Source organism: Hydrogenophilus thermoluteolus (genome assembly GCF_003574215.1).
GTDB lineage: Bacteria > Pseudomonadota > Gammaproteobacteria > Burkholderiales > Rhodocyclaceae > Hydrogenophilus > Hydrogenophilus thermoluteolus.
In genome coordinates this window covers 559,741-576,701 of sequence record NZ_AP018558.1, presented here as the reverse complement: position 1 = coordinate 576,701, position 16,961 = coordinate 559,741, and the positions used below count along the sequence as shown (strand labels likewise).

Annotated in this window: 16 protein-coding genes and 1 pseudogene; 6 read left to right on the top strand and 11 right to left on the bottom strand. The window is 63.5% G+C overall.

Annotated features, from left to right (window positions below):
* Positions 1-8: 8 nt before the first annotated feature.
* Positions 9-1,559 (top strand): murein transglycosylase A, encoded by a 1,551-nt coding sequence (mltA, locus tag HPTL_RS02810; protein ID WP_119334618.1) that lies wholly within the window; start codon positions 9-11, stop codon positions 1,557-1,559.
* Here the strand turns inward: mltA and HPTL_RS02805 are convergent.
* The 4 genes from HPTL_RS02805 to HPTL_RS02790 are packed head-to-tail and all read right to left on the bottom strand — an operon-like array spanning position 1,522 to position 5,389.
* A complete protein-coding gene (locus HPTL_RS02805) occupies positions 1,522-3,048 on the bottom strand; it encodes an ATP-binding protein (RefSeq protein WP_119334617.1) in 1,527 nt (508 codons plus the stop codon). The genes mltA and HPTL_RS02805 overlap by 38 nt on opposite strands.
* Positions 3,020-3,301: a PP0621 family protein gene (locus HPTL_RS02800; RefSeq protein WP_119334616.1), complete on the bottom strand. Its 282-nt coding sequence runs from the start codon at positions 3,299-3,301 to the stop codon at positions 3,020-3,022. The genes HPTL_RS02805 and HPTL_RS02800 overlap by 29 nt, the downstream gene beginning before the upstream one ends.
* Entirely contained in the window at positions 3,301-4,515 is a 1,215-nt protein-coding gene (locus HPTL_RS02795) for a methionine aminotransferase (protein WP_408610108.1), read from the bottom strand. The genes HPTL_RS02800 and HPTL_RS02795 overlap by 1 nt, the downstream gene beginning before the upstream one ends.
* On the bottom strand, positions 4,496-5,389 hold the full coding sequence (locus tag HPTL_RS02790) for an NAD(P)-dependent oxidoreductase (RefSeq protein ID WP_119334615.1): 894 nt from the start codon (positions 5,387-5,389) through the stop codon (positions 4,496-4,498). The genes HPTL_RS02795 and HPTL_RS02790 overlap by 20 nt, the downstream gene beginning before the upstream one ends.
* A gap of 91 nt (positions 5,390-5,480) precedes the next feature.
* On the opposite strand from HPTL_RS02790, the gene HPTL_RS02785 reads away from it, so the two are divergent.
* Positions 5,481-6,800: a sigma-54-dependent transcriptional regulator gene (locus HPTL_RS02785; protein ID WP_119334614.1), complete on the top strand. Its 1,320-nt coding sequence runs from the start codon at positions 5,481-5,483 to the stop codon at positions 6,798-6,800.
* On the opposite strand, the gene HPTL_RS02780 is transcribed toward HPTL_RS02785, so the two are convergent.
* Both HPTL_RS02780 and HPTL_RS02775 read right to left on the bottom strand, forming a co-directional pair.
* The gene (locus HPTL_RS02780) at positions 6,777-7,334 is read right to left on the bottom strand and encodes a hypothetical protein (protein ID WP_197713747.1); all 558 of its coding nucleotides are present in this window, start codon (positions 7,332-7,334) and stop codon (positions 6,777-6,779) included. The two genes, HPTL_RS02785 and HPTL_RS02780, sit on opposite strands and share 24 nt — an antisense overlap.
* On the bottom strand, positions 7,331-7,630 hold the full coding sequence (locus HPTL_RS02775; protein ID WP_119336040.1) for a nucleotidyltransferase domain-containing protein: 300 nt from the start codon (positions 7,628-7,630) through the stop codon (positions 7,331-7,333). The genes HPTL_RS02780 and HPTL_RS02775 overlap by 4 nt, the downstream gene beginning before the upstream one ends.
* A gap of 62 nt (positions 7,631-7,692) precedes the next feature.
* Here HPTL_RS02775 and HPTL_RS02770 point away from each other — a divergent pair, with 62 nt between their 5' ends.
* Complete coding sequence (locus HPTL_RS02770; RefSeq protein ID WP_119334613.1) at positions 7,693-8,235, top strand: Gx transporter family protein; 543 nt, start codon at positions 7,693-7,695, stop codon at positions 8,233-8,235.
* 326 nt (positions 8,236-8,561) lie between these two features.
* On the opposite strand, the gene HPTL_RS02765 is transcribed toward HPTL_RS02770, so the two are convergent.
* The 5 genes and pseudogenes from HPTL_RS02765 to HPTL_RS02745 all read right to left on the bottom strand — a co-directional run bounded on the left by HPTL_RS02765 (position 8,562) and on the right by HPTL_RS02745 (position 14,557).
* Complete coding sequence (locus HPTL_RS02765) at positions 8,562-10,325, bottom strand: PglL family O-oligosaccharyltransferase (RefSeq protein WP_119334612.1); 1,764 nt, start codon at positions 10,323-10,325, stop codon at positions 8,562-8,564.
* A 70-nt stretch (positions 10,326-10,395) separates the two neighbouring features.
* Positions 10,396-10,755 (bottom strand): pilin, encoded by a 360-nt coding sequence (locus tag HPTL_RS11530; RefSeq protein ID WP_119334611.1) that lies wholly within the window; start codon positions 10,753-10,755, stop codon positions 10,396-10,398.
* Between the two features lie 184 nt (positions 10,756-10,939).
* Positions 10,940-11,302: a nucleotidyltransferase family protein gene (locus tag HPTL_RS02755; protein WP_119334610.1), complete on the bottom strand. Its 363-nt coding sequence runs from the start codon at positions 11,300-11,302 to the stop codon at positions 10,940-10,942.
* Positions 11,299-11,544: pseudogene (locus HPTL_RS02750) on the bottom strand (HI0074 family nucleotidyltransferase substrate-binding subunit); the annotation flags it as partial. The pseudogene HPTL_RS02750 and the gene HPTL_RS02755, both read right to left, overlap by 4 nt.
* Before the next feature lie 13 nt (positions 11,545-11,557).
* Positions 11,558-14,557, bottom strand: a complete 3,000-nt coding sequence (locus tag HPTL_RS02745) for a DEAD/DEAH box helicase (RefSeq protein WP_119334608.1) — start codon at positions 14,555-14,557, stop codon at positions 11,558-11,560.
* An 81-nt stretch (positions 14,558-14,638) separates the two neighbouring features.
* Between HPTL_RS02745 and HPTL_RS02740 the strand changes: the two genes are divergently transcribed.
* From HPTL_RS02740 to HPTL_RS02730, 3 genes are read left to right on the top strand one after another with little or no spacing between them, the layout of a single operon-like run.
* The gene (locus HPTL_RS02740; RefSeq protein ID WP_119334607.1) at positions 14,639-15,370 is read left to right on the top strand and encodes a YebC/PmpR family DNA-binding transcriptional regulator; all 732 of its coding nucleotides are present in this window, start codon (positions 14,639-14,641) and stop codon (positions 15,368-15,370) included.
* Positions 15,367-15,960 carry a crossover junction endodeoxyribonuclease RuvC gene (ruvC, locus tag HPTL_RS02735; RefSeq protein WP_119334606.1) on the top strand — a complete coding sequence of 198 codons (594 nt, stop codon included), beginning with the start codon at positions 15,367-15,369 and terminating at the stop codon, positions 15,958-15,960. The genes HPTL_RS02740 and ruvC overlap by 4 nt, the downstream gene beginning before the upstream one ends.
* Before the next feature lie 5 nt (positions 15,961-15,965).
* The gene (locus tag HPTL_RS02730) at positions 15,966-16,931 is read left to right on the top strand and encodes an AAA family ATPase (RefSeq protein WP_119336039.1); all 966 of its coding nucleotides are present in this window, start codon (positions 15,966-15,968) and stop codon (positions 16,929-16,931) included.
* Positions 16,932-16,961: the final 30 nt, after the last annotated feature.

Sequence of the window (16,961 nt, the reverse complement as noted above, 5' to 3'; positions counted from 1 at the left end):
ATGCCATCATGTTGCGATCGAAAACCATTGCGTTCCTCCACACGAACACGCCGCATTGTACCGATCCCGGCGCGTGTGACGCGCTACGGCCGCCGCCGCGTCGCCCACCACACGATCCCAACCAGCACCGCGACCACGAGCAACTCGATCCCAGCCACCCACATCGCACAATCCTCCCCGCGTTCGTTTATACTGCCCCGATCATACGCCACAAACCCAACCGTTTGGGAACCCGAACCGTGATACGACGCCGCGCAATCGAACCGCAAAAGGGGCCTTTTCGCCTACGCATTCGCCGTTTCCCGCCCCAGCGCTTTCCGCGTGCACGCCGCTTCCTTGCGCCCCTCCTCTTTGTCGCGACGGCGCTCACCGGCTGTCAAACGGCTCAACAGCCACCGCTTTGCCTCCCCGAAACGGCGCACGCACCGATCGAGCAGCCTGCGGCACCCAAACCGGTTCCGGGCACGCTCACCGCACAGCCCAGCGACTGGGCGGAACTTCCCGGCACCGCGCACGACACCCTAGAAGGCGCACTCACCGCGTTGGCCCGCGCCTGCCCCACCCTCAGCAACCGGTACCGCGAATGGCAGCCTCTGTGCGCGGGTTTGCCCACGAACGCCCCGTTACCCGAGCAGCGGGCGTGGCTCCAGACCAACCTGCAACCGTGGCAACTCACAGCCCACACCGCCGATGGCCAGCGCACGACGGGACTCCTGACCGGCTATTTCGAACCGGTGATCGCCGCAAGCCGCACGCCACGCCCGGACTACCCCTTTCCGATCCACGCTCCGCCGCCGGACCTGGTCACCGTCGCGCTCGAAAGCGTCGTACCCGAGACCCGCCACCTTCGTCTCAAAGGGCGGCTGGTCGGCAACCGCGTCGTGCCGTACTACAGTCGCGGCGAAATCATCGCGATGGGCACACGGTTTCCTGCTCCCGTCCTCTTTTGGGCGAAAGACCCGCTCGACCTCTTCTTCCTCCACATCCAAGGCTCGGGGCGCCTGCGCTTGGCGGAAGGAGGCGAAGCGCGCATCGGCTATGCCGACCACAACGGCCACCCCTACCGTTCGATCGGACGGCTCTTGGTCGCGCGCGGCGAACTGCCCCTCGAACGCGCGTCATTGACTGGAATCCGCGCGTGGCTCGAAACCCACCCGCACGCGCGCGATGCGCTCCTAGCGGAAAACCCCAGCTACGTCTTTTTCCGCGAACTTCCGCCCCCAAGTAGCGACCCCGCCGACGGTCCCGTAGGCGCGCTCGGTGTGCCGCTCGTTGCGCAACGCAGCGTCGCGGTCGACCCGCGGTTCCTGCCGCTTGGCGCACCGCTGTGGCTCTACGCCCCGAACGCGCCCCAACCGCTCGCGCAATTGGTCGTCGCGCTCGACACCGGCGGCGCGATCCAAGGGCCTCTGCGCGGCGACTTCTACTGGGGGAGTGGGCACGCGGCGGGCGCACGCGCGGGACGCACCAAAGCAGACGCCACCTGGTGGCTGCTTTGGCCCCGGGGCGCCAATCCGCCGGTTACCCGCAACGCGCCGCTTGCGGCAACAGCACGGTAAAGACGGCCCCCCCTTTGGGGCCACGTCGATAGCGAACTTCACCGCCGTTTACGCGCACCAGCTCATGCACCAGGTAGAGCCCAAGCCCGGTCCCGTTGGCGCGGCCGGAGACGAACGGCTCGAACAGCCGCTCGGCAAGCTCGTCGGCTACACCAGGTCCGTCATCGGCCACCGTGAGGCACACCTGCTCGTTCGCTGCCGAGACGGTCACCTGCACCGCGCCCGGTTGCGCCGAGGCAAAGGCCAACGCGTTGCGAACCAAGTTGTCGACGATCGTCTGGAGATGGCGCACATCCACCCACGCCGCGATCGCGTCGCTGCCCTGCACCGAAACGCGCGTTTGCTCCGGCTGGGGCAACTCCGAACACCAACGGCGTAGCCACGCTACCAACGGAACCGCCTCAGGGTTTGGGGGCTGCTGTCTTCCCAGCAGCAGCACCTCGTCGATCAGATGGGCGATGCGCGCCGCGTTGCGCTCGGCCAACGCAACCAGCTCCCCGCGCTCGCTGCTCGTTGCGGCATCGCGCAAGAGGTCGAGCGCCTGCATCACCCCGGCCAGAGGGTTGCGCACCTCATGCGCCACCCCAGCAAGCAGCAAACCCAGCGACGCCAGCCGCTCCTGCCGGAACGCGCGCTGCACTCCGGCAAAATCGGAGAGAAAGAGCAACCACACCCCGTTGCGATCCGGCATCCCGCCTTTCAGTCGCCACAAACGCCCGTTCTGGCGCCACCACCGCTCCTCACCAGGATGAATCGGCTCAGGCAGGACTTCGGTAAGCGGCTTGTCACTCGGGTCTTCCCCCAACCACGCCACGACGCGGGGGGAGGCGTAGCGGACCACCCCCTGCGCATCGACCCACAACACTCCGTCCGCGAGCTCCTGAACGATGCGATCGTTTACCGTACGCTGCCACGCGAGCAACGCCTGTTGCGCCTGGTGCGCCGCCTCGGTTTGCCGCAGCCGCGTCCCCAACCGCTGCGCCAACCACGCCGCAACGAAAAGCGCACCGCCGGCCGCACCGACCAAAAACGGATCGGTTGCCGCCCACCCTTGCCAGAGCCGCCACAGGTTCTCCCCGAGCAAAGCGAGCGCCGCGACCGCGGCATGAAAGAGCGCGATTTTCGGCACCGCTTCGAGTGCCGCTACCACAACCAGCACGAACAACAGCGTCGGCAACCCGGACGCATAGCCGCCGCTCGTAGCCAACAACACCGCAAACGCAAGGGCATCGACCACCGCGGCCGCCACCGCCTTGTGCGCGCCAGCGAGTGTCGCACTGGGCCAGACCGTCAGTGCCACCGCAACGGCCAGATAACACGCCGCGGTGAAGAAAAAGAGCGAAGGCGCCTCCCGCCCCAACCCCATCGTCGGGCCACCGACCAAGAGCAACCCGGCAATGACCAACCGCAGCGCGTCGCTGGCGCGTTTCAACGTCCCGGAACGCGACAGAGCAGTGCCGTCACCGGGATCCAAGTTGGCGGTGTTCATCACAACAGAAGTAACGCCCGTCCCGCGTCTTGGCTTCGCTCTTGGGGATCAGCACACCACAACGGGCGCACGCCACCAACGCATCTTCCCGCACCGCATTTTCCGGCGCGTCCGCTGCAGCAGGGGGTTCTTGCGTCCGACCCCACCGCCAGCCCCATGGGCGCTCCTGCCTCGGCGCTTGCGGCGCCTGCCAACGGCGTTGGATCCACCAGAGTACGCCCGCCACCACCACAAGCAAAACCAAGTATTTCATCACGCTTCCTTGCCTTTCCGGCCACAACCGGCAACCAACCGCTGCCCCGCGGCATCGAGCGTTTCATCGCGCTTCGCGAAACAAAATCGGATGACGCCGTCGTCGCGGTGGTCGTGGTAAAACGCCGAAACCGGGATCGCCGCAACCCCTACCGTCTCGGTCAGCCAGCGGACGAACGCCGTATCGGGTTCGTGCCGGAAATCGGGATGGTGCGCCAACTGAAAGTAGGTTCCCTGTGCGGGCAGCAGGGTGAACCCCGCTTGCGTCAGCCAACCCCGCAAACGATCCCGTTTTTGCTGGTAAAACGCCGCCAACCCCTCATAGTGCGCCGGTTCGGCCAGATAGTCGGCCAAGGCCCACTGCTCCGCGTGACTCACCGTAAAGACGTCGAACTGATGCACCCGGCGAAATTCCGCCATCAGCGGTGCCGCGCCCACCACGTACCCGATCTTCCAACCGGTGACGTGAAACGTCTTGCCAAAACTGAATACCGCCAGCGCCCGCCCCGCAAGCCCCGGTTGCCGCAACACGCTCTCGTGTCGCGCTCCATCGAAGACGATGTGTTCATAGACTTCGTCGGCAAGCACCATCGCGTCACTGCCGTCGAGCCGCTCGGCGAGCGCCGCCCAATCGGCTTCGCGCCAGATTGCGCCCGTGGGGTTGTGCGGCGTATTCACCACCACAAGGCGTGTCCGCGCGGAGAAGCAGCGATCGAACGTCCCCCAATCGGGTGTATAGGTAGGGGGAAGCAGCGACACGTAGCGCACCACACCACCCGCGAGACGCACCGCAGGCGCGTAGGAGTCGTACGCGGGTTCGAAGAGGATCACCTCGTCGCCCGGATGAACCAAGGCGTGGATTGCCGAAAAGAGCGCCTGCGTCGCCCCGGCGGTCACCGTGATTTCACTCTCAGGGTCCACGCTCAACCCATAACAGCGGGCGAGCTTCGCCGCGATCGCCTCACGCAATGCCGGCACCCCAGCCATTGGCGGATATTGATTCTTACCCGCACCCATCCAATACGCCACCCGCTCCAACAGCGCCGGGTCGGGGTCGAAATCGGGAAACCCCTGCGACAGGTTGATCGCCCCATGCGCCTGCGCGAGTGCGCTCATCACGGTGAAGATGGTCGTACCCACCTCGGGGAGCTTACTGCGCGGCGTCACCGATGCGGTAAGCCGCGCACCGCTCTGTTCAGGTTTCGGGATTGGCACCACTCATCGCCTCCAAGATTTGCAGCACCGCGATCGAATCCTCTTCCCCTTTGCCCGACCCCACCACCGCGTTGAAGAGCTGCGCCGCCACCGCAGAGGTAAGCGTCGGCACGTTCAAGCGGTGCGCCTCGTCGAGCACGATTCTCATATCCTTCTGGTGCATCCACGCCTTGAACCCGGGCCGGAAGTTGCGCGCCAACATCCGCGCGCCATGGTTTTCGAGTACCTTGGAATAGGCCGAGCCCCCCAAGAGCGCCTCGCGAACCCGCTCGGGATCGACCCCTGCCGCGCGCGCCAAGTTGAGCGCTTCCGCTACCGCGACCACCGTGACCCCAGTGAGCACCTGATTGCACGCTTTCGCAACCTGCCCGGCGCCACTCGCGCCCACGTAGGTCACCCTCTTGCCCATCGCTTCGAAAAAGGGCAACGCCTCCTGAAACGCTACCTCGTCGCCGCCCACCATGATCGTGAGCGTGCCTTCGATCGCGCCCACCTCGCCCCCGGACACCGGCGCATCGAGCATCCGCACCCCTCGTTCCGCAAGCTGCGCGGCGATCTCCTTCGCCGCACCCGGCGCGATCGTGCTCATATCGACGTGGATATGGCCCGCTCGCGCTCCTTGCACGACACCGTTCGGCCCCAACGTCACCTCAGCAACGTCCGGCGCATCGGCCACCATCGAAATCGTCACCGGCACCGCTTCGGCCAACGCCGCAGGCGACGCGGCTCCGTGCGCGCCTGCATCGAGCAACGGCTGCATCGACTCCGAACGCCGCGCCCAGACATGGACTTCGAACCCAGCCTTCAGCAAGTTCAGCGCCATCGGCCGCCCCATCAGCCCCAGACCGATAAATCCCACTTTTTGTTTTGCCATCGTGATCCCCTCCTGCATCTGCCGTATCCACGGGTGGTACGGTCCATTATCGCATAGAGCCCATCGCGCCAAAATCGGGCACAATAGCGCCATGCGTGCGCTCATCATCGACGACGAACCGGATCTGCGCCTCACCCTGAAGGGGTTGCTCGCCCGCTTGGGGTGGGAGGCCGCCACCGCCGCCACCTGCACCGAGGGGCTCGAACGCGCGCGCCGTGAACCCTTCGACCTGGTGCTCACCGACCTGCGCCTGCCCGACGGCAACGGGATCAAGCTTGTCGAAGCACTGAGCCAAGAAAAACCGGAGCTTCCCGTTGCCGTGATCACGGCATACGGCGACATCGACACCGCGGTGCGCGCGACCAAGCTCGGCGCGATCGACTTCCTCACCAAACCGGTCGCGCGTGAACGGTTGGCCAAACTGCTCGACGCAGTACCCGCGCCGACAGCGCCCCCCCCATCGCACGAGGCCGACCCTCAGACGCAACTGATCGGCACCAGTGCAGCAATCACCGCAGTGCGTGCACAAATCACCCGTTTCGCGAAGAGCCTGGCGCCGGTCCTCATCCAAGGGCCTTCGGGTTCCGGCAAAGAGCGCACCGCGCGCCTCCTGCACGCCCTCTCCCCGCGCCGCCACGGGCCGTTCGTTGCCGTCAACTGTGGCGCGATCCCCGCAGAACTCATCGAAGCGGAACTCTTCGGCGTCAAAAAAGGGGCCTATACCGGCGCCCACCGCGACCGCACCGGGCTCATCGCCAGCGCAGCGGGCGGCACCCTCTTCCTGGACGAAGTGGCCGAATTGCCGCTGCCGCTCCAACCCAAACTCCTGAGGGTGCTCCAAGAGCGCACCATCCGCCCGCTTGGCGGCACCGAAGAGATCCCTGTGGACGTCCGATTCGTTGCCGCAACGCACGTCGATCTGGCTGCCGCAGTGGCCGAAGGGCGCTTTCGTGAAGACCTCTACTACCGCCTGGCGGTCCTGGTGGTCGATCTTCCGCCACTGACCGCGCGCCGTGAGGACATTCCGCTCTTGGCCGAACACCTGATCCAGCGCATCGCGGAACGGGACCAGCTCCCCCCGGCGCCCATCACCCCGGAAGCGCTGGCGTGGCTGCAGCAGCAACCCTGGCCCGGCAACGTCCGCGAACTGGAAAACGTACTCGCCCGTGCGCTCGCGCTCAGTGACGGCGCGATCACGCCACAGTGCCTCACCCAATGCACCCGCGCGCACCCTGCGGCACAGCCCCAACCTGTGGAACAGCCCCCTCAGGCCGACGAGCCACCGCTCACCCCCGAACGGCTGCGTGCCGCGTTGGCAGCGTGTGGCGGCAACCAATCGCGCGCGGCGCAGCAGTTGGGCATCACGCTGAGCCAACTGCGCTACCGCTTACGGAAATGGGGTATTTTCTGAACCCGCGCCCTGTGATTCGTGGGGTAGCTCCAGCAATGGGGGCAAAAGTGTGTGTTCAATCCCCATGCGCGTTTCGGCAAACCCCCGAACCGCGTTGAAGACCGCAAAGAGTAGCAGCGTACCTTCGCGAGCCAGCAGCAAATCGTCGGCAAACGCCGCAGGATCGACCAGATATTCATGAACCAGCCGGTTGCGCAACAAACGCACCTCGAGCCACTGCTCGGCACTGGGCAAAACCCCCAGCCGCTCGGCGCGGTTGAGCACCTCGATCTGACTCCCTGGCGTCTCGGCAATCGCCAACAGCCAGCGGGGGAGTAATTTCGTGGCTATGGTATCCTGCATCCGACCAAAGCGCGAGACGAACGCTTCCAACCGTTCCGCTCGCTCCCAATCGTCCGCTAATCCCCTGACCCAATCGACAGTGATCGGATCTTGGAAGAGCCGCTTCCAGCTAAAGGCAAGATGCCCCCCTTCTCGCCAAACAATCGTGAGCGTAGCAACCAAGCGATCAACCGGCAACAACGCCACACTCACAACAGCTTCCCTGTTCGTAAAGCCTCGGCATGAATCGGGAGGCGATCAACCGAGGGATCGAGCACCAAAAGATCGATCGGTTGCTCCCCTAGCCGCATCTGCAACCGGGCCAAACAACGCAACGCCTTGCGTTCGCGATCGGCAATGGGCGTTGCCGACTCCACCAGCAAATCGATATCACCCCCTCGCGCAGTGGGGTCAACCCGAGAACCAAAAAGCCAGACCCGAACCCCCGCCCCAAACACTTCACTGACGGTTGCGCGGATGGTTGCCCGATAATGGTCGGAAAGACGCAGGGACATTGCTATCATTACGACTGACAGTTTGACAGAAACCATTCTATAGCAAACCCAAACGCTTGGCCACACACGCTCACCTCACCCCCACCGCGGAAGACCGCCGCATCGCGCGCTGGAGCACCGCGGCAATTGCGCTTTCCATTGCGGAGGCCGCGATTCCGCTGCCTATTCCCGGAGTCAAACCGGGGCTTGCGAACATCGTCGTGCTCTGGGTCGGCTGGCGTCACGGCTGGCAAGCGGCGGCATGGGTGAGCCTTTTGCGCGTCTTCGCCGCGAGCATCGCGTTGGGGCAGCTTTTCGCGCCGGGGTTCTTCCTCGCGCTGGCTGGCGCGATCGCAAGCCTTGCGACGCTTGCCGTCGCGCTGCGGCTTCCGCGGCGTCTCTTTGGCCCAGTCACCGCATCGCTCCTCATGGCGTGGGCGCACATCTGGGGGCAACTGATCCTGGCTCGCCTCTGGCTCGTCCCCCACGACGGACTCTGGTGGCTGCTACCGGTGTTTCTGGCCACAGCGACGCTCTTTGGCTTGGCAAACGGTTTGATTGCCGCGTACTTGTTGGCTCACCAGCCTAACGACCCAGATTCTGCCGCGCCTGCTTCCTGAATGCGACCCTACGCCAAAGTGGATCCTTACATGGACACCACATCGACTGCGACGACTTTGCACTGACCAATCAAACCGGTGATTGAGCACATGGATCCGGTGGCGAGCATCCCTACTTTACTTGGTTCGGCAAGGCCTAGTAACATCACTTTTGGGTCGTCTCATTGATTAAACGAGATAGCGGCAGCTTTGGCAAGACCTCTTGTTTTGGGTAATCAGCTAGTAACCACTCTACCACCGGCACCTGCAACCCATAACACAAACCCTTTCAAAATACCGGCGAATAATGTTTCGTTTGGCATGCTGGCGGTACCTAAATAAGCCCTTCATCTGCTATCCCGTCTGGATACCTGAGCATCCCTCCATGCATGCCATGGCAGATCCGGCCAATCTATGCGGCCTTTCCCTAGTTCTGGCCATTCTTCGGCAGCCTTTTCGCACAGACCAGGATGGAACATGCTGCACAGGCGTTGGCCGTACCATGCAGCCTGTTCGGCATCGCCCCGGTACGCATAAGCCAGGACTGCGCGCCAAAGTAAACCAGGTAGCGGATAGCGGCGTGTAGCCTGGACCAAAGCGGTCAATTCCTCGTCAGTCAGTGAAGACATATCGGCACTTGGACGGCTGATCCAGTTAAGCCGATCCAGCAACCCCGGATACAGCGTACGAGAAAACGGGTGCGCTTGCGGCAACACCGCCTGAACCGCCGTAGGGCCTTGCTGACGCAGCAGGGTGTAGAGCTTTTCTACCTCCACATACCCCCGCCAAAAGGGGTACGCAACTGTACCAACCAACACCAACCACATCACGCCAGTCAGCACAGAGCGGCGCAACGTCACCGGCTGCCCCGACTTACCGACTAGATATCCAAGAAGCAGGCACAACAACCACAGAAAAAAACCGTAGTGCAACGGATATTCCAACAAAGCGTGTACGAACATGGCCGAGCACATCAGCCATGCAAACAGTTGGGCCGGCTCTCGGGCCGCTCGCCATGCCCGCCACCACAGCCATACCACACCGACAGCAACTGCTCCGCCCACAGGAATACCAAACATGAGCAGCAAATCAAGCACTGTGTTGTGGGCGTGTGCCGCAATTCGATAGTCGAAGGCACCGTAGATGGGGCTAAGACGCAGATGCGTCTCGGCCATCGCGGTTAGGCCATGCCCCCACCAAGGGGAATCCAGAATGCTGGCCCAGACCATCGCCCACAACCGCAGTCGAGAACTATCGCTGGTGAGGGATCGATCCTCAGGAGGTTGTGGCAACCCAAGCCACTCTGACAACGGCGGCATTAGCACCTGCAATACCAACAACAAAACGATAGGCGCGATCGTCCAAATCAGTAGCTTAGATCGAATGGAGCGCTGTCGTATCCATAGCCACCCTGCCACGAAGATGGGGGCAAGAATCAAATTGAGCATTGCAGTGCGTGAGCCGCTCAGGTATATACCCAGTACCAGCAATACCAGAGTTCCTCCGGTGGCCCACTCCGCCAACCGACGCATGTGCGGTCGCTCATACGCCCGCTGAAGCAAGAACAAACAACTCCAGAGACCGAGAATCAGTAGCGTGCCAAAATTGTTGGCTTGGGCAATATTGGAAGCAGTGCGCCCCCCGCCAGGGCTGGGAAAGAAAAATGCCGGATCCCAGTCCCCTTTGGCAAAAACGCCCACCCATTGCAAAAACGCAATCAGCGCGGAAAGAGCCGCGGATAACGCTACTGCCCAAAAAATGCCGTCCATATGACTGGCATCCTTCCGCTGCGCGCCAATATGGAATGACAGCAGCGCGATAAAAACATATACCCCCAATATCCACGCCTGATCCAGCGGCGATTCCCCCCAGATCGTGTGCATGGCTGCCATCAGTATAATAACTGCACAAATACTATGGAAGGCAATATCGATACGTGGGGCGTGATCCAGGTGAACCGATGCCAGCAGCAGTACCGCGGCAGCGAAAAGAAATTCGTTGTGGAATGTTGTCCATGGCGCGAGGTGGAGCGGGAAGACGAACGCGAGTCCTAGCAGCAGCACAGCCCCGGCAACAGCAAACAAGCAGAAAAGCCGTTTTAGGTCGATCATGGCTGATTACCAAGAAAAAACAGGGTGCCTACCGGCACCCTGCAGGTGAAGAGCTCTTGGGGAAATCCGGTTACGTTCCACTCAAGCTACAGTTACCGGAATTAAGCTGACAGACCGCGGTTTTTGTTCCAGGGCTTCTTGGGGTTCCGGTGAGCGTTGTGTCACTGAGCGTCACTGTTGTCGGGTTCCACGATTGGCAAGCACCAGTATTTGGTAGTGTACCTGAATTAGGTAGAAGCGACGAATCGTTATTTGCTATCGCCGCCACAATCGCATTGGCGTAGCCCTTTGCTTCCGCCAAACAGGCATTTTCCGCTGATTTTTTCGTATAAGACCTATATTGGGGAATCGCCACCGCCGCCAAAATCCCGATGATCGCAACGACAATCATCAGCTCAATAAGGGTAAAACCCTGTTGTACCCGTTTCATGATTACCTCCTATGCGTTAGAACAGTTCGGAACGCCCCATGCGTCCGCACCTAGAGTAAAGCAATAACCGTGCCAAACACGAATGCTTAGCGGCAATAACAGCCAATTGCTTCTTGCAAAAAGATTTTTTGTTTTGTACCGCTTGGTGGCGTCCGTGTTGTGCGTGGCGGAGGCGTCGTGCGTGTTAACAATCCTGCGCACTTTTGTTAACAGCATCCCGCTCATAGACCACCTTCCCCACCCGCGCTATATGGGCGCGCAGGTCGGGGTTCGTCACCGCGTCGAGCCAGCAGAGGTCGACTTGGTACGGTAAGGGGGACTCTTCGAACGCACGTGCGAGTCGCCCCAGCGCGAAGAGGTCGAGCGTTGGCGCTTCGAGCGCCAAGTCGATGTCGGAACCGGGGCGGTGGGTGCCTTTGGCGCGGGAACCGAAAAGAATCGCGCGCACGACGCACGGTTCCGTTGCCAGGATTGCCCGCAGCATCTCGAGCGTTCCCGGAGAGAAGCCGCCAAGGGGCGGTGCGGTTCCAGAGGCGGTCGGTTTCATCGCGCAGCAAGTGTCTCTTGAAGCACCAGGAAGAGGGGATAAAAGCGGGTGATCACCGCGTCGGCGATCGCGTGGGCAAGCGCCTCGTCGTAGGTGTGGCTGGTGCGGTTGCGGGCGTCGACCATCGCCAGCCACCCTTCGCCGTCATCGATCAGTCCCAGTTGGAACGCTTCGCGCAAGGTGCTGCGTGCGCCCACCAGTTCGGTGATCCCTTCGTGGGTGAGATAGTCTTTGAGGGTGTGCCCTGCCGTTTCACTACCGTGCCTCTCTCCCCCCCACCGGCGTCACCGCAAAGAGCGCGGCGATCTCCGCTTCGGTGAGCGTCCAGCCGCCCTGCCCTTCGCTTCCGGTTGCAGCGGCCGCGAGCGCCGCTTTCTGCGCTTGCAGTTTCAGGATCTGCTCTTCCACGGTGTTGGCGCAGATGAGTTTGTAGATGAAGACCGGTTTGTCCTGGCCGATGCGGTGGGCGCGGTCGATCGCTTGCGCTTCCACCGCGGGGTTCCACCACGGATCCAGGAGGATCACGGTGTCAGCCTCGGTGAGGTTGAGCCCGGTGCCGCCTGCCTTGAGGCTGATGAGGAAGACGGGCACTTCGCCGCGTTGAAAGCGGGCAACTACCTCGTCGCGGCGGCGGGTGGTGCCGGTGAGCATCGCGTAGGGGATACCCTGCGCGGCGAGGCGCGCTTCCACCCGTTTGAGGAGCTGCACGAATTGCGAAAAGATGAGCACTTTGCGCCCCTCTTCCACCAGTTCTGGGAGCGTGGCGTCGAGCCAATCGAGTTTCGCCGACTCATCCACCCGTTTCGCCTGCGGCGCGTCAACGAGTGTCGGGTCACAGCAGCACTGGCGCAGTTTCAAAAGCGCGTCGAGTACCGTGATCTGGCTTTTCGCAAGCCCCTTTTCGGCAAGGGCCTGACGCACACGCGCCTCCATCGCGATGCGGATCGCCTCATAGATTTTGGCCTGTTTTTCTCCCAGGATCACGCTTTCGACGATTTCGCTCTTGGGCGGCAGTTCCTGCGCCACTTCCGCTTTGGTGCGGCGCAGGAGAAAAGGCCGGATGCGGCGACGCAGAAGCGCCAAGCGCTCCGTGTCGTGGTGTTTTTCGATCGGGGTGCGGTAGTGGCGGGTGAACGATTCGCGCGGCCCCAAGAAACCGGGCATGAGGAAATCGAAAAGCGCCCAGAGTTCGCCCAGGTGGTTTTCCATCGGGGTGCCGGTGAGGCACAACCGCTGTTCTGCGAAGAGCTGCCGCGCACATTGCGCCACCCGTGCACGCGGGTTCTTGATCGCCTGCGCTTCGTCGAGGATCACCACCGACCAGCGCTGCGCGCGCAACCGCTCGATGTCGCGCCACAACAAGGCGTATGAGGTGACCACCAGGTGGTGCGCCCCGAGCGTAGCTAGGGTGTTGTCGCGCTCGGCGCCGTGCCACGCCGCGACGCGCAGTTCGGGGGCAAAGCGCGCCGTTTCGCGCAGCCAGTTGCCGATGAGGCTCGTGGGGGCGACGACGAGCGCCGGCGCGGTGAGCCGCCCCGCAAGCCGCTCGATCTCCAGATGGGTGAGCGCCTGGAGCGTCTTCCCCAGCCCCATGTCGTCGGCCAAAATTCCGTGCAGCCGATGGCGCCGCCAGAATTGCAGCCAGGCCACACCCTGGTGCTGATAGGGACGCAGCGCCACGGTGAGCGTCGCGGGGATCTCGACCGGCGCGGGGCCACCGTGGGTGTGCAGCTCGTCGAGCATCGAAGCGAATGCCGGCGGTTTTTCGGGCCAGAGGGGTTCGGGAATCGCTTCGAGCAGCGCCACGTCGAAGCGGGAAACGCGCGCCCGCCCTTTGCGGTGGGGTTCGCGGCTCAGCAACTCCGCCGCGACGCGCAACACCGGTTCGAGCGGCGCGAGCGGCACGCGCGCGCAGCGGTTGGTTGTCCCGGGGAGATCGAAGATGAGCGCTTCGGGCCAACCGTCTGCGCCGTAGCGCGCGAAAACCTCAGCGGCGATCGTCTCCACCGGCACACGCGTCGATTCGTCCAGGATGACGTTGCCTTGCCATTCGAACCAGTCCGGTTCGTCGACAAGCGGCATGAGTTTCACTTCGGTGAAGCGCGCTTCTACCGTTTCGGGCCAAAAATCGGGTTCCGAGACGATACTGGGATCAAACTCGGCCAACGCAGCGGGTGGTTGGTCACGCAGTTCGAGCCACTGCGCAGCAGACCAGCGCGGCGTAAGGCGCCGGTACTCCGTTGCCACGGCGCGCGGTTCGCCGGCAAAGAGCGCCACCGCGTCGAACCAAACCCGTTCGCGGTCGCGGCGCCGTTTTGGGACGGTCAAAACCGCTTCGCCAAAGGGGTGGCTGAGCGTTCCGTCCGCGAACACCGTCACCGGGCCATAGACCACTTGCGGTTCGATCTGCCGCTGCCCCCCGTCGCTGGTGGTGAGATGCAGAAGAAAACGCGGCGCGTCGGGCACCGAGATCTGCGCTACCGGTTTGGGGGGCGGCAGTTCGGCGGGCAACACCTCGCGCCAGCGGCGCGCGAATGGATCGACCACCTCGGGCGGGATCGCGGGCAACGTCTGCAACTGCGCAAATTGCGCCCATGAGACTCCTTCGGGGAGCGCAAACGCTCCGACGCGGCGCGTGCGGGGGCAGAGGTAGTGCCACGGCCAGGTGTTGGTGATCAGCAAGCAGCCTTCCAGTTCGTCCGGGATGCGGTACGCGCCGCAGAAGCGGCCGCGCGCGTCTTCCCGCCATTGCCAACCCAGGACGGGTTGCGTTTCGCTCCAGGTCAGGGGCAGGCCGTAGGTGTGGTCGCCCCAATAGGCGCGGCCGCTTGCGACGATCGCTTTGAGCGCCTCACCCAGCCACTGCGGCACGGAAAGCATCGCACTTACTTGGGTTGCTTCGGCAAAGAGCAGGCCGTAGAGATCGGCCAGGGTCAGATGGCCCTCCAAGCCAACGAGCAGATGACGCGCCTCCCAACTCACCGCGGTACCGCGGATGAGGCGGTGCGCGTCGCGTTTGTGCGCCCGGGTGCGCCACGCGCTCCAGCGCACTTCGTGGTGAATTACGTCGACGTCGAAGACCAGCCGTTCGCCGTCGGTTGGCGGTTCGGTCTGCGCTTCGGCAATGCGCTCAAGCTGCGCGAACGCAAGCGATTCACGCGCCGGACGTGGCGATGCGCTCGCCCCTTTTTTGGGTTGTTGCGCCTGAGGGCCGTGCAGGAAGAGATGAACCAGATGCCCAAGCTCGCCAGCCATGATCGTTCGCAGTGCGCGCCAAAAGGGGAAGTATAATCGGGCGGTAGCGCAAAGACAACGAGCGAAATGGAGGCTTGAGTCATGGCTGGACACTCCAAATGGGCAAATATCCGCTTTCGTAAAGAGCGCCAAGACGCCAAGCGCGGACAGATTTTCACCCGGCTGATCCGGGAAATCACCGTCGCGGCGCGCAACGGCGGCGGTGACCCGGAGTTCAACCCGCGGCTGCGTGCAGCGATCGAAAAAGCGAAAGAGCACAACATGCCGGCGGAGAACATCGAGCGGGCGATCAAGCGCGGGACGGGGGAACTCGAAGGGGTCAGCTACGAAGAGGTGCGCTACGAAGGGTACGGCCCGGGCGGCGCGGCGGTGATCGTCGACTGCATGACCGACAACCGTACCCGCACCGTGGCCGAAGTGCGCCACGCCTTCGCCAAACATGGCGGCAACCTGGGTACCGAAGGGTGTGTGGCGTTTCAGTTCACCCATTGTGGTCAAATCATCCTGCCGCCAGAGACACCCGAAGACAAGGTGTTGGAAGTGGCGCTGGAAGCAGGCGCAGACGACGTGCTCACCCATGAAGACGGTTCGATCGAGGTGATCACTCCGCCGTACGAGCTCGACAAGGTGAAAGCCGCGCTCGTCGCGGCTGGGCTCGAGCCCGCTGCCGCCGAGGTGGTATGGAAAGCGCAGAACGAGATCGAGCTCACGGGTGACGACGCCGCGAAGATGCGCAAGCTCCTGGATGCGCTCGAAAGTCTGGACGACGTGCAAGCCGTCTATACCTCGGCGGTTTTCGACGAAAGCGAATGACGCGCGGGCAAACGCTCTTGGGTGTCGATCCGGGGTTGCGCCGCACCGGTTATGGCGTGATTCGGTGCGACGGCGCGCAGCTTGCCCACCTTGCGCACGGCGTGATCACCGCCCCCACCGCGGCACCACTCCCGGAGCGGCTCGCGGCGCTCTTCGATGCGCTCACCGCGCTCATTACCAAATACGCCCCCGACGCGATCGCGGTCGAACAGGTCTTCGTCAATACCAACGCGCAAGCCACACTCCTCTTGGGACAGGCGCGGGGGGCGCTCCTTGCCGCAGCGACCCGCAGCGGCGCGCCAGTCGCGGAATACACCGCATTGCAAGTGAAACAGGCGGTGGTCGGCTACGGTAAAGCGCAGAAAGTGCAAGTGCAGGAGATGGTGCGGCGGCTTTTGGCGCTTGCCGAACCGCCACCACCCGACGCCGCGGACGCGCTTGCCTGCGCGATCTGCCATGCCCACCAGAGCCGCCATCCGCTTGCCGCCGCGGCGCTCGCCAACGTTTCCGGCGTCACTCGGCGCAAAGGACGGCTGCGCTGGGACGCCGCGGCGCTGGCGCAATTGAGCCGAAACGGGGAGCAACGGTGACGACCATGCGCGCACCCCCCCACACCTCCGCCGCAGGTTCGAAGACGCCCACCATTGCCACCCCAGCAGCCCTGTGCGCGCAGCTGGAAACCACGCTCTTTGGCAAAGGAGCAGCGCTGCGCTTAGCGCTCGCGGCTTGGCTTGCCGATGGGCACGTGTTGATCGAAGATCTGCCCGGCGTGGGGAAAACGACGCTGGCGCGGGCGCTCGCGACCGCGTTTGGCTTTTCTTGGCAGCGGCTCCAAGGGACACCAGACTTGTTGCCTGCCGACATCACCGGGGGACTCGTCTGGGACGCGGCGAAAGCCGAACTGCGTTTCGTCCCCGGACCCATTTTCAGCGAAGTGGTGCTCTTCGACGAGCTCAACCGCGCCAACCCCAAGACGCAGAGCGCGCTCCTCGAGGCGATGCAGGAGCGGCAGGTGAGTATCGAAGGGCAAATCCACCCGCTTCCCGATCCGTTTCTGCTCATCGCGACGCAAAACCCGCTGTCGCAGATCGGCGCAAACCCGCTACCCGAAGGGCAGCTCGACCGCTTTGCGGTGCGGCTGACGCTCGGCTACCCGCCGCGCGCCGCGGAGCGGCAACTCGTCCGCCACGCGTTGGACTGCAGCGAAGCGGTTGCCACACCACCAGCGCATGTGACCCGGGAGACGTTTTTGGCGTGGCGCGCGCAGGTACGCACGGTCACCGTTCGCGAGGCGCTCATCGACTACGCGCTCGATCTCGCGGCGGCTTCGCGCCGTCATCCCGCGCTGAAGCTGGGGTTGAGTCCCCGCGCGGTGGTGCAACTGCTGGAACTTTCCCGTGCTTGGGCCTTTCTCAGTGAACGGACGTTCGTGTTGCCCGACGACCTGCAGGCCGTCTTTCGTGCCGCCACTGCCCATCGCCTGTGGGCCAAGGCTGACGCGGCCCAGACGCCCGAAGCGGTTGCCGTCGAGTTGCTCACGACCACGCCGGTACCCCATTGACGCCCACCCAGCGAACCTTGTGATCAGCAA

What these genes read in the sequence shown, in the direction of transcription:
- mltA (WP_119334618.1), top strand. Translation starts at nt 9, where the DNA reads ATGTTGCGATCGAAAACCATTGCGTTCCTCCACACGAACACGCCGCAT.
- HPTL_RS02805 (WP_119334617.1), bottom strand. Translation starts at nt 3,048, where the DNA reads ATGAACACCGCCAACTTGGATCCCGGTGACGGCACTGCTCTGTCGCGT.
- HPTL_RS02800 (WP_119334616.1), bottom strand. Translation starts at nt 3,301, where the DNA reads ATGAAATACTTGGTTTTGCTTGTGGTGGTGGCGGGCGTACTCTGGTGG.
- HPTL_RS02790 (WP_119334615.1), bottom strand. Translation starts at nt 5,389, where the DNA reads ATGGCAAAACAAAAAGTGGGATTTATCGGTCTGGGGCTGATGGGGCGG.
- HPTL_RS02785 (WP_119334614.1), top strand. Translation starts at nt 5,481, where the DNA reads ATGCGTGCGCTCATCATCGACGACGAACCGGATCTGCGCCTCACCCTG.
- HPTL_RS02765 (WP_119334612.1), bottom strand. Translation starts at nt 10,325, where the DNA reads ATGATCGACCTAAAACGGCTTTTCTGCTTGTTTGCTGTTGCCGGGGCT.
- HPTL_RS11530 (WP_119334611.1), bottom strand. Translation starts at nt 10,755, where the DNA reads ATGAAACGGGTACAACAGGGTTTTACCCTTATTGAGCTGATGATTGTC.
- HPTL_RS02755 (WP_119334610.1), bottom strand. Translation starts at nt 11,302, where the DNA reads ATGAAACCGACCGCCTCTGGAACCGCACCGCCCCTTGGCGGCTTCTCT.
- HPTL_RS02745 (WP_119334608.1), bottom strand. Translation starts at nt 14,557, where the DNA reads ATGGCTGGCGAGCTTGGGCATCTGGTTCATCTCTTCCTGCACGGCCCT.
- HPTL_RS02740 (WP_119334607.1), top strand. Translation starts at nt 14,639, where the DNA reads ATGGCTGGACACTCCAAATGGGCAAATATCCGCTTTCGTAAAGAGCGC.
- ruvC (WP_119334606.1), top strand. Translation starts at nt 15,367, where the DNA reads ATGACGCGCGGGCAAACGCTCTTGGGTGTCGATCCGGGGTTGCGCCGC.
- HPTL_RS02730 (WP_119336039.1), top strand. Translation starts at nt 15,966, where the DNA reads ATGCGCGCACCCCCCCACACCTCCGCCGCAGGTTCGAAGACGCCCACC.